Here is an 11,819-nt window from a genome sequence, read left to right as displayed (position 1 = left end):
TCTGATATTGAGTTCTTAGAATGTAAAAAGATTATTGATTTTGTGTTGAATAGAATCTTTTTTTGATAAAGAGATAAGTGCAGAGGATTATAATCATTCCGCCTATCCATGTTATGCCATTGATTGTATTGGGATTGTATGTTAAAATTACATCGCCACTCACTAACACAATAATTAGCAACATTGCAGAATATATTATTGTTCCAACTATTATGGAGATAGTCATTATTTTAAAATTTTTAAATTCTTTAACAGCCCTTGATTCGTCATCTAAACAGTTCCCGAGGTAACCAAATAAAATCATCATTACAAATATAAAAACTAATAATAAAAATGACTTTATTGGGTAGAATTTATGAGGTATTCTCAAATAAGAGTCTATAAATATGAGGTAATAAACCATACACAAATACCCAAACAAACCTCCAAAAATCATTCCAACTATAGAAAAAACTCCAATATTTCTAATCCCCAACAGCTTTTTATCCATTATATCCCCTCTTAAATACTAATATTAACATTAGTATTAGTGCTCCAAATAAAAAAGCATAAATGTTATTAATATCAAACAATATCAAAAATATCAAATACACTATTGAAAACAATGTGGCATATCTAAGATTTTTTCTCTCATTATTTATCATTTCCTCCCTCCAAGCTATATAATATCCAATTGTAATCCATGCGGTTAAAAATATCCAGTAATTAATATATTCCCCAAAAAATCCACATACTAAATTTTGTTGTGTAATTAATGAGACGATAATCCATAATGTTATAAATGATAGATATAAAATCGTCCCCACTACATTATATGGCTTTATTTTTAAATCTCTACCAAATATAAGCATAATATAGCCAATATACCACATTAAAAATAGCATACTAAAATCCTCATATTTTAACATAATTTTTAAGACCAAATAAACAATAAACGGCAATATAAATATAGTGAGTATCTTTATATTGAGATTTTTTAACATTTATTCCACCAAAAAATAATTTTTAAATGAAATAAAATATCCTTATTCAAATGCTTTTATCATTATTCACGATTTTGTCTATATTTACATAACATATTATGTAAATATCCACATTATCGCTATTTCAAATCTAAAATCTCATTTTTTTTTAAGATTCATACACAATGTCATCGTATATGATAATAATATCAAAAATATAGCAGTTATTTTTATGAATAATACAACTAATGGATTAATTTTTCCCATTAAATAATCACCAATTATTAAAAGAGCGGTAGATAATGTTATAATAATGAGTGGAATTATCGCAAACAACGACACCATTATTAAAAAGTTCATAAAATCTTTTTTTCTTCCTTTATTTTTAAAATAAGTTCCAATACTTATAAATAACAATAATATCAACCATCCAAATAACACACCAACAACTTTATACAATATGGAATAAATTCCATTGTAATAAGAAGAATCATAACCACAGGCATAATATACCACACCAATGAGTAAAACAATGCTTCCAATAAATTTTAAAGTTGATTTTACGTATTTTAAGTTCTCCTTTATTTCATTTAACATTAATTTCACCAATAATAAAATAAATAAAATTTTTATACCAACTTCATTGCAGGGCAATTTTTTATTGTCTGATAATTTAGAGGTAGTTATTCCCGACAAATTTGTTGATGTGGCATAGGCACTTCCTACAATGCATAGCAGAGTCAATTAAGTACTATTTTTTGCACTTATTTAAATAAATATTTCTAATCCAAATAATTCCCAAAATTATTACAATTAATATTAAAATTCCAATCCCTAATTTATACTTCCAACTTAGTCGATTTATATCTAAAAACATAATTCCAAATGTTATGCCCATAGTTCCTCCCCAATATTTATAAAATATTAAAATAACAAAAAAATTAAATTTAAATAAAAATAAAAAGGTTTTAATTACTTTTTACATATATCATTTGATAATTTTATTTTAGATTTTTAATATTTAAACATCACTAAGTAGTTGCGTTTTTTGTAACAACCTTTAACAACATAGTAAAATGTAAAAAGAAAGTTATTAAAGTTTCCAATAAATAAAGTAGTTTAAAAAATTAAATCTTTAAATTTTAAAACAAAAAAATAATTAATAATTATTTTTTAAAGATAATTTTTATAACTCTTTTTAATGTTAAATTCTCTTCATACAACAATACACCAATTTTAAACAGCTTTATTGATAAGACAAAGGATATCACTATACTAACAAGCATAATAGCTGTTGATAACGCAACCTCTGTTAAAGGCAGTTGAGTTACACTCGCTCTCAAAACAACTGCATAAGGGGCTGTGAATGGAATATAGGAAAGTATTTTAGCCATATAATGGTTTGGATTAACCATTATCGTGTTCATAAACATTATTGGAAGTAGTTGGATGATTATTATTGGAGACATTAGTTGAGATGCATCTTTTGGATGGGAAAATAAAGATGAGAAACCGCAGAGTAGAGAAGAATAGAATAAATACCCAAGTATAAAATAAACTAAGGCAAAAATTGTCAAAGATAAAGATATCTTAACAGCATATACTAAAACTATTGGTAAAGCAAATAACAGCCAAATACCTATTTGCAATAAACCAACAGCTGAAATCCCTAATATCTTACCAAACATAAGATTTTCAGCTGATGCATAACACAGCAAAAGCTCCATTATTCTATTTTGTTTCTCTTCAATAATTGATGAAACAATAATCCCAGATAATGAAGAAATTGCCATATATAACAAAAATACAAATCCAATTGGTAATAATTGAGATAAAAACGTCTCTTTTTCAAATCCTTTTTTAGAGATGGAATAAATTTCAAGATTCATTGGATTTATAACCCTATTGTATGTTTTATTATCAACCTTTCCTTTTAAAAGCTTTTTTAATAGAAATTTATTTAAAGCATCTGTAATTATTGGATTCGGAGATTTTGTTGTGGAATAAATTATTATCTTCCCAGAATCTAAGTAATCCTTTGGAATAATTATTAAAGCATCTATGCTTTTATTTAAAACATCCTCTTTACCTTTCTCAATATCTACATATTTTATAAAATATAGGGTAGTGTTTTTTCCAAAGTTGTTTTCTACAACTTTATTTGGAATATCTAAACCAAACTCATCAACATATCCAACCTTTATCTCTTTAATATCAAACATCATAAAACTTCCAATTATTGCTAATGCAATTATAATTAAAGGCCCTATAATAGTAGCTATTAAAAACTGTTTTCTTTTTATATTGCTAAAGACTTCTCTCTTCCCAATAGTTAAAATTTTTTTGACATCTAATTTCATTGTTCCACCAAAAACAGCTCTTCCAATGAATATCTAACCTCAAATTTAATAACATCTTCAGATTTCTCTTTCAAAATTTTTATTGCTTCTTCATAAGGCATTTCCTTTTTTATTAACTTTCCGTTATCTAAATACTCAATGTATGCCATTTTTCTGCAAATATCTTCAATCTTTCCGTAATGAATTGCCTTTCCTTTCTTTAAGATTAAAACTCTATCACACAGCCTCTCTACCTTCTCTAATTGGTGAGTTGATAATATGACTGTTTTTCCCCCTTCCTTTAGCTCAAATATTATATCCCTCAATAGCTTAACATTAACAACATCTAACCCAGAAAATGGCTCATCCAAAATAACAATATCTGGATTATGAATAACCGAAACAATAAATTGAACTTTCTGTTGATTCCCTTTAGATAACTCTTTAATTTTTGAGTTTTTGTAATTGCTAATCTTTAGTTTATTCAGCCAATAATCTATGCTTTTAATAATCTCATCTTTCTTCATTCCAGCCAACTCACCAAAAAATTTTAATACATCTACAACTTTCTCATCTCTATAAAGCCCCCTCTCCTCTGGCAAATAACCAATTCTTCCATTAACTTCCACATAGCCCTCATAATCCTCAATAATTCCAGCCAATATCCTTAAAGTTGTTGTCTTTCCAGCCCCATTATGCCCTAATAATCCAAAAATCTCCCCTTCATAAACTTCAAAGGAGATATTGTCTAAAACCTTTTTATCTCCAAAGTATTTTGTTAAGTTCTCTACCTTAATCTTTGATTTCATAATCCCACAATCATTAATTTTATAATAAAGGTAGTTATAAAAATTTACTTAAAATTATTTCAGAATTTTAAAATTAAAACATTAAAACATTAAATGTGATAAAATGCTTGAACCTATAGCTTACGATATCGGAAGATTGTGCAAAGAGAATGATAAAGAGCTAACTCCAAAGCTAATCGAAATTGATGTTAAAGCTGATGGAATAAAGATGCCCTTTGATACATTTAGAGAACTAACTCCAATATTTAAAAAATCCTTTATTGGAACTGTTGAATATAAAGGTAATGTATTTAAATATCAAATACTAAACTTTGGTAAGTACGTTGATTTAATTGAATTGGAGGATGTCGATTTATATATTATAGCAGATGGAAGAAGATTAATAGAGAGAAAAGAACTGCAGATAATACCAAAAATTAGGGAGGAAATATCTCCAAACTCAGCTATCTACTTCCCAGCAGTGTTTCCTTGGGAAATGCCATTATTGGTTTATATGGGTGTTGATTACTTTGATGACTCATTAGCTAAGTTATATGCATCAATGGGCTACAAATTTACAAAAAATAGGGCTATAAAGGTAGATAACTACAACTTTGAGGAGCTATATAATCACAACAAAAAAATTTATGAAGAAATATTGGAAGAAATCAGATTTGCCATAAAAAATGGATTTTTAAGAAATGTTGTTGAAGAAACATCTATATCTCATCCATACTTGTGGGCTAATTATAGAAGGTATGAGCCAGATTTAAGAAACATCCCGTTATCAAAAGAGAATAAAATTATCGTAACTACAAATATCAACATTCCAGAAGTTAAAAAATACTTAGAGAGATTAGATAGATATGAACCGTATTCAAATATTATTGTCCTATTGCCATGCTCATCAAAAAAGCCCTACTCAACATCTCAATCTCACCAAAAGTTTATAAAGGCAATAAAATCTGCAAAAGTTGTTGTTGAAGAAGTCATCTTAACATCTCCTTACGGCTTAGTGCCGAGAGCTTTAGAAGGAGTTGTTAATTATGACATCCCAGTAACTGGAGAGTGGTGTTTTGAAGAGATAGAGCTAATAAATAGCTGCTTAAAAAACTTCCTAAAGAAAGTTGAAGAAAAATTTGATGATTATGTTGTTATAGCTCATTTACCAGAACACTACCTCGATATTTTGGAGTTAGAGGATATTGTTATAACTTCTGAAGGAAATCCAACATCAGAAGAAGCTTTAAAAAATTTAACAGATACGCTAAAAAATTACAAAGAACTAACAAAAAATAAAAATATAAATAAAAAAGGGCAAAGGATTCATAATATTCAACAGCTATCAAAGTTTCAGTTTGGAGTAAATTTCATTCCTAACGAAATATTTATAAATCATAAGGGACAGATATTCACAAAAATTAATAATAAAAATCAGCAAATAGCATCAATAAATCCAAAAAATGGTTTGCTCATCTTAACCTTAGCTGGGGGAGAACTGCTGTGGAATGCTGGGGGGAGGGATATTAACTATGTTGAAGTAAATTATGAAATTAAAAAAGGTTCTCTCTTCCCTCCTGGATTTGTTGATTGCAATAAAAACATCTCCTATAATGACGAAGTTGTCTTAATTAAAGATAACATATTCTTAGGAATTGGAAGAGCTTTGATGAGTGGCTTTGAAATGAAAAAGGCAAAGCATGGAGCTTTAGTAAATATAAGAAACGTTAAAAGGTGAATAGTTAATGGAGATTGAAAGGGTAGCTGAGCTATTGCTATTAAAGGACAAAAACTTTAAAGAGAAAGAAAGATTGAGGGATTTATTAAGGGAATATATAAAGACAAAAGATGAAATTAGCTATTTAGAAAATATCCTTGAAGATTTTGAAAACTTAGATATAAATTTAAAGCATCTTAAAAGAGATGCTGATATTATAAAATCAATATTGCCAAGATTAAGTAAATTTACAAACATCCCAGTTTTCATGAGAATTGTTAAAATGTTAGATGCTGTAGAGAAAATAAATACAGAAGAACTTGAAACTGTGAGATGGAATATAAATAAGGAGATAGAGGAGCTGAATGATAAACTTAAAACAGTTGAGAATGAGTTAAGGGCTATAATAATAAACGAATCAATATCGAAAATAGGAACTTCAGATTTAAAAGAGTTTTCAAAATACTTAGAAAATTTAGAATATAAGGGCAAAGAGCAAAAAGAAAAAGTATGTAATTAAAATTTTTAAATCATGATTTCCTCAAATACCGGTTTTTCTTTTTCAACTCTCGCATATACAGAGACATAATCTTTTATTCCACTCCATTTTATTTTTTCCCCTAAAACCTCCTGGATTTGGAATATCCCTGCTTCATTTGATAATATTACCTCAATTTGTATCGGCTTTTCATTCCCTTCTTTTATCTCAACTTTTTCAATAGAAGCCGCTGAAACTGAATGTATATCATAGCATTTTTTGCATATTGGGACTCTCGATCTACCTTTAGTCATATCCGTTCCATCTGCAACAGCTATAACTCCCGCTTCTATTGTTAAGCCCATAATACCTTCACTGTGAGAATAAATGGCATGTAAAACCTCAGTAGTCATCTGATAAGCTTTCTCCTCCTTATAGTATTTTTTTAATATGCTCTCAACGATATCCAAAGCCAAATATGCCGAATGTAAATGGTGTATATCCCTATGCACGGCATTTCCAATATCATGGAGATAAGCTCCCAAAAGAGTTATAACAAGGGAATCTTCAAAGCTACCCTTGCAATCTCTCATAAAGCTTGGTTCTATTCCTTTTTTATACAAAATTTTTAACATCTTTATTGCATTGTTCGCCACTATTTTAGCATGTGTTTTTCCGTGGTCGTTATAGCCTAATCTACCAACAGCCATGATATTTGACATTTTTAATAGAGTATTGACTTTTTTGTTTTTACTTAGTTCATCATAAATCATCTTTGGAATACCTTCTAAGGATTTTAACTCATCATAATCCATGGTTCTCCCCATTTAGATAAAAATTGTTTTTAAATTAAATTTAATTAAATTAAATAATAAAAATAAAATATTTTTTAGGAGTTATTTCCTATCTTTCAGCTTTATCATCTCATCAAACAAAAACATGGTATCATGAGGTCCCGGTCTTGCCTCTGGGTGAAATTGAATTGAGAAGATTGGCAAATCTTTATGCCTAATACCCTCAACAGTCATATCATTTAGGTTTATAAAGCTCACCTCTACATCATCTGGCAAACTTTCTTCTTTAACAGCAAATCCATGGTTTTGGGATGTTATATAAACTTTTTGTGTCTCTAAGTTTTTAACTGGCTGGTTTCCTCCTCTATGTCCAAATTTCATCTTGTATGTTTCTCCACCAAATGCTAAAGCTAAAAGCTGATTACCTAAACAAATTCCAGTTATTGGGACAACACCGATTAAGTTTTTAATATTTTCAATAACTTCTTTCAGCCTTGCTGGGTCTCCTGGTCCGTTAGAGATTAAAACAAAATCTGGCTTATAATCTAAGATTTCATCATATTTTGTGTTATAAGGGACTTGAACAACTTCACAGTTCCTTTTAACTAAGCTTCTTATAATATTCATCTTAACTCCACAATCAATTAAAACACATCTTGCTTTTTTGTTTTCTGCTCTATAAATCTTTGGTTCTTTTGTTGAAACCAATGGAACTAAATCAATATCTGATATATCGCTATACTTTTTAACCTTCTCTAACAACTCAGATATTTCATCATCAGTTATCTCCTCAGCAACCTTTAAACAGCTCTTAACAACCCCTTTATCTCTAATTTTTCTTGTTAAAAACCTTGTATCAATATCTTGAATTCCGGGGATGTCATACTCTTTTAAAAAATCATCTAATGCTTTACTTGTAACCTCTCTAACAACAAAACCCTCTGCCTTTATACCATCAGATTCAAACCAATCCTTTTTAACCCCATAATTCCCTTCCAATGGGTAAGTCATCATCACTATCTGCCCTTTATATGAGGGGTCGGTCAAAACTTCAACATAGCCAGTCATAACTGTTGTAAAAACCAACTCTCCAAAAACTTCCTTCTCTGCTCCAAAACCTTTTCCTTTTAAAATTGTTCCATCTTCTAAGATTAACACTGCCTCCATAATTCCACCAAAATAGTGTTTTTCAAAAAGGTTATATAAAATTAATTAGGAATATTTGAACGCCTTCCAAAGGAAGGCGTTCATAAGTGCCTTAGTTATTCTAGAAGCCATAGGGGCTATGCCCCTAATTGGCACAGGACTTTCACAGGAATAATTTTTTTATTGAATATTGATGCCATTAGCATCTAAATTCCTTAATAATCTAAAAAACTGTGAAAGTCCTGTGGGTATACCCCAAAATTTTCTAATTTACACCTCCGAGCGTAAGCGAGGAGGTGTTAGGTTTTGGTTAAGCTTTTTACTAAAAGGTTATTCTAAAGAATTTTGAAAAACACTATAGATTATAAGAGAATTTTATATATATGTGATTGGATAATCATCTATGGTATTGCTAAAGACAACATCTATTTTATAACTTATGGTTATTGATAGTGATTGATAGTAAAAATGTTTGGTGGATAGTTATGGTTAAGATATTAGTTACAGACCCGTTACATGAGGATGCAATAAAAATATTGGAAGAAGTTGGAGAGGTTGAGGTAGCAACGGGCTTAACAAAGGAAGAGTTATTGGAAAAAATTAAAGATGCAGATGTTTTGGTTGTTAGGAGTGGGACGAAAGTTACAAGAGATGTTATTGAGAAAGCTGAAAAATTAAAGGTTATTGGTAGGGCTGGGGTTGGAGTAGATAACATAGACGTTGATGCAGCAACAGAGAAGGGGATTATAGTAGTTAATGCCCCAGATGCTTCATCAATTTCAGTTGCAGAGCTAACAATGGGTTTAATGCTCGCTGCTGCAAGAAACATCCCTCAAGCAACAGCATCATTGAAGAGAGGAGAATGGGATAGAAAGAGGTTTAAAGGCATTGAGTTGTATGGAAAAACACTTGGAGTTATTGGTTTAGGAAGGATAGGGCAACAAGTTGTTAAGAGAGCTAAGGCATTTGGCATGAATATTATTGGTTACGACCCATACATCCCAAAAGAAGTTGCTGAAAGCATGGGGGTTGAGTTAGTTGATGATATTAATGAACTCTGCAAGAGAGCTGATTTTATAACCTTGCATGTCCCATTAACACCAAAGACAAGACATATGATTGGAAAAGAACAAATAGCTCTAATGAAAAAGAATGCTATAATTGTCAATTGTGCTAGAGGGGGACTTATAGATGAAAAAGCCCTATATGAGGCATTAAAAGAAGGCAAAATTAGAGCAGCAGCATTGGATGTATTTGAGGAAGAACCTCCTAAGGATAACCCATTATTAACATTAGACAATGTTATAGGAACTCCACACCAAGGAGCTTCAACTGAAGAGGCACAGAAAGCAGCTGGAACTATAGTGGCAGAGCAGATAAAGAAGATTTTAAGAGGAGAGCTAGCTGAAAATGTTGTAAACATGCCAAACATTCCCCAAGAGAAGTTAGGGAAGCTAAAGCCATATATGTTGCTGGCAGAGATGCTTGGAAACATTGTTATGCAAGTGTTGGATGGCTCTGTTAGTAGGGTTGAGCTTGTATATTCTGGAGAACTTGCCAAAGAAAACACTGATTTAATAAAGAGGGCATTCTTAAAAGGACTTTTATCACCAATATTATTAGCTGGAATTAATTTAGTTAACGCCCCAATTATAGCTAAAAACAGAAATATCAATGTAGTTGAAAGCACAACTTCTGAGGAGAAGTATGGAAATGCAATAAAAATAATTGCTGAGAGTGATAAGAAGAAGTTTTCAATAGTTGGGGCAATAATAAATAATAAGCCGGTTATCTTAGAAGTTGATGGATATGAAGTTAGTTTCATCCCAGAGGGGGTTTTAGCTATCGTTAAACATATCGACAGACCTGGCATAATTGGTAGGGTTGGCGTAACCTTAGGAGATTATGGTATAAACATTGCCGGTATGCAGGTAGGTAGAAAAGAGCCGGGAGGAGATAGTGTAATGCTTATAAACTTAGACCATACAGTCCCAGATGAAGTTGTTGAAAAGCTAAAGAAGATTCCAAACATTAAAGATATCGCTATTGTAAACCTATAAGTTAATTTCAAATCTTTTTAGTTCAGAGATGCTCATCCTATCTTTTAAAAACTCTTTTGGAATTAGATATAAAAACTTTGGTTCATCTGGGCTACCTTTTAATCCCAAAATCACTGCATCAGTGTTTTCTGGATATTTTAGGCTTATAATCTCATTTATTGGATATGATTTTTTATAGATTGGATATATCTTATACCCTCTAAAGTAAATGCCATCATCTCTAAACTCTGCTCCAATATTTTTTAAATAATAGGTAAAAACTTTTGTATTTTCATCTAAATGAGTTAATAAACTATTTATATTCTCTATCTTAGTTGTGCCATCTTCTATCTCTATTCTTTTGGCAAAATTTATCTTTACCTCACCATTTTTTGATGCATCCTCAATCTTTATCTTTTTTCTTCTAAGTTTATACCAAATTTTCCTGAAAAATGATTTTATCCTATATTTCAATAAAAAGTATCCTCCAAATATCAGCATTAAAGCTAAGAATATTGGCAAGGCAATTATAGCCAAAACTACCAATAGCAGTAAAATCAGCAGTATTAAAAAAATGCCCGTAACTCCACTAACTCTATAAACTTTAACTTTCATCCATATCCCTCAAAGCGTTTTTAATTAAATTTATATATTCCTCTTTTTTAGGCACAACTATAATTTTCTTAGAGGGTAGTTTTATAGATGCCCTAAAACCATGCTTCTTTGCTATCTCTGTAGCTATTTTATTATATTTGTAGAGTTCGTTAAATAAATTTTCATCTAACTGAGAGTTTTCATCAGCATACTGCAAACAACATCCCTCCCTCCAAAATCCAATTTTATCCCCTACTTCACAAGCTCTCTCTATCTTTAAGTTGTAATAATCCATTAGCTTTAAAACATCTTCAAAAGCCAGTCTTATCAAAGGTCTAAAGAATAAAACCTCCTTATCCTTTCCTTTGCTGTATTTTTGTGGAACTGGGGTTAATTCCATTCTGTTATAAACTACCTCTCCATAAACATCTCTTAGATAGTTCATAACTGCTCCAGAAACCTTTTCAAGGGCTGAATCTCCAGTCATGATTATTCTAATGCCCTTCTCTTTGGCTATATCTACTGCCTTATCCTTCATGATATTTTTACATATTCTGCAGATACTGCTCCCTTTAGCTCCTTTAGTCCTTTTTAAAAGCTCATCTGTAATATCGTAATATATGACTGGAATATTAAATTTTTTAGAGAGTTTTTCAACCATTTTTTTTGATACATCCCAACTCCATCTATGGTAGAAGTGTATTAAATATTCTATATTTAACCCCAAATCCTTAGCTAAGGCAATAGCTGTTGAGCTATCCTTTCCACCACTTGCCATAACTACAATACCTTCATCTAAAGCATGTTTTTCTTTAAATTGTTCTATAATATCTCTTTTTAATTCATATAGGTTGTTTAATTTTCTTTTATTTTTTGTCCATTCTGAAAATTCCATGGTTTCACATGAGTTGTTTATTTTTAAATATCGGTTTTTAATTATTAAAATTGAATGTTCATAAAAT

General features: G+C 30.3%; 13 protein-coding genes. 3 read left to right on the top strand and 10 right to left on the bottom strand.

The window, feature by feature from the left end:
- Nucleotides 1–31: 31 nt before the first annotated feature.
- From MFS40622_RS08235 to MFS40622_RS08215, 6 genes are all read right to left on the bottom strand, one after another.
- On the bottom strand, nt 32–490 hold the full coding sequence (locus MFS40622_RS08235; RefSeq protein WP_012981214.1) for a hypothetical protein: 459 nt from the start codon (nt 488–490) through the stop codon (nt 32–34).
- Complete coding sequence (locus MFS40622_RS08230) at nt 483–983, bottom strand: hypothetical protein (protein ID WP_012981213.1); 501 nt, start codon at nt 981–983, stop codon at nt 483–485. Before MFS40622_RS08230 ends, MFS40622_RS08235 begins: the two co-directional genes overlap by 8 nt.
- Nucleotides 984–1,121: 138 nt before the next feature.
- Nucleotides 1,122–1,559, bottom strand: a complete 438-nt coding sequence (locus MFS40622_RS08225) for a hypothetical protein (protein WP_156770010.1) — start codon at nt 1,557–1,559, stop codon at nt 1,122–1,124.
- Nucleotides 1,560–1,713: 154 nt separating this feature from the next.
- Nucleotides 1,714–1,860 (bottom strand): hypothetical protein, encoded by a 147-nt coding sequence (locus MFS40622_RS09535; protein WP_012981211.1) that lies wholly within the window; start codon nt 1,858–1,860, stop codon nt 1,714–1,716.
- A gap of 268 nt (nt 1,861–2,128) precedes the next feature.
- Nucleotides 2,129–3,322: an ABC transporter permease gene (locus tag MFS40622_RS08220; RefSeq protein WP_012981210.1), complete on the bottom strand. Its 1,194-nt coding sequence runs from the start codon at nt 3,320–3,322 to the stop codon at nt 2,129–2,131.
- Nucleotides 3,319–4,110, bottom strand: coding sequence for an ABC transporter ATP-binding protein (locus MFS40622_RS08215; RefSeq protein WP_012981209.1), 792 nt, complete (start codon nt 4,108–4,110; stop codon nt 3,319–3,321). Before MFS40622_RS08215 ends, MFS40622_RS08220 begins: the two co-directional genes overlap by 4 nt.
- Nucleotides 4,111–4,213: 103 nt before the next feature.
- On the opposite strand from MFS40622_RS08215, the gene arcS reads away from it, so the two are divergent.
- Together arcS and MFS40622_RS08205 are read left to right on the top strand one after the other, a co-directional pair.
- Nucleotides 4,214–5,827 carry an archaeosine synthase subunit alpha gene (gene arcS / locus MFS40622_RS08210; RefSeq protein ID WP_012981208.1) on the top strand — a complete coding sequence of 538 codons (1,614 nt, stop codon included), beginning with the start codon at nt 4,214–4,216 and terminating at the stop codon, nt 5,825–5,827.
- Between the two features lie 7 nt (nt 5,828–5,834).
- Nucleotides 5,835–6,326 (top strand): hypothetical protein, encoded by a 492-nt coding sequence (locus MFS40622_RS08205; protein ID WP_012981207.1) that lies wholly within the window; start codon nt 5,835–5,837, stop codon nt 6,324–6,326.
- 5 nt (nt 6,327–6,331) lie between these two features.
- Here MFS40622_RS08205 and MFS40622_RS08200 read toward each other — a convergent pair whose 3' ends face one another.
- On the bottom strand, nt 6,332–7,099 hold the full coding sequence (locus MFS40622_RS08200) for an HD domain-containing protein (RefSeq protein ID WP_012981206.1): 768 nt from the start codon (nt 7,097–7,099) through the stop codon (nt 6,332–6,334).
- An 81-nt stretch (nt 7,100–7,180) separates the two neighbouring features.
- On the bottom strand, nt 7,181–8,245 hold the full coding sequence (carA, locus tag MFS40622_RS08195) for a glutamine-hydrolyzing carbamoyl-phosphate synthase small subunit (RefSeq protein WP_012981205.1): 1,065 nt from the start codon (nt 8,243–8,245) through the stop codon (nt 7,181–7,183).
- Nucleotides 8,246–8,709: 464 nt separating this feature from the next.
- On the opposite strand from carA, the gene serA reads away from it, so the two are divergent.
- Nucleotides 8,710–10,284, top strand: a complete 1,575-nt coding sequence (serA, locus tag MFS40622_RS08190) for a phosphoglycerate dehydrogenase (RefSeq protein WP_012981204.1) — start codon at nt 8,710–8,712, stop codon at nt 10,282–10,284.
- On the opposite strand, the gene MFS40622_RS08185 is transcribed toward serA, so the two are convergent.
- Both MFS40622_RS08185 and MFS40622_RS08180 read right to left on the bottom strand, forming a co-directional pair.
- Nucleotides 10,279–10,878, bottom strand: a complete 600-nt coding sequence (locus MFS40622_RS08185; protein WP_012981203.1) for a hypothetical protein — start codon at nt 10,876–10,878, stop codon at nt 10,279–10,281. The two genes, serA and MFS40622_RS08185, sit on opposite strands and share 6 nt — an antisense overlap.
- Nucleotides 10,868–11,752 (bottom strand): 7-cyano-7-deazaguanine synthase, encoded by an 885-nt coding sequence (locus MFS40622_RS08180; RefSeq protein WP_012981202.1) that lies wholly within the window; start codon nt 11,750–11,752, stop codon nt 10,868–10,870. The genes MFS40622_RS08185 and MFS40622_RS08180 overlap by 11 nt, the downstream gene beginning before the upstream one ends.
- Between the last annotated feature and the right edge of the window lie 67 nt (nt 11,753–11,819).

This window comes from Methanocaldococcus sp. FS406-22 (genome assembly GCF_000025525.1).
In the GTDB taxonomy this organism is placed as follows: Archaea; AGJL01; Methanococci; order Methanococcales; family Methanocaldococcaceae; genus Methanocaldococcus.
The sequence above is the reverse complement of the archived record's forward strand: the minus strand, read 5'-3'. Positions and strand labels throughout refer to the sequence as shown.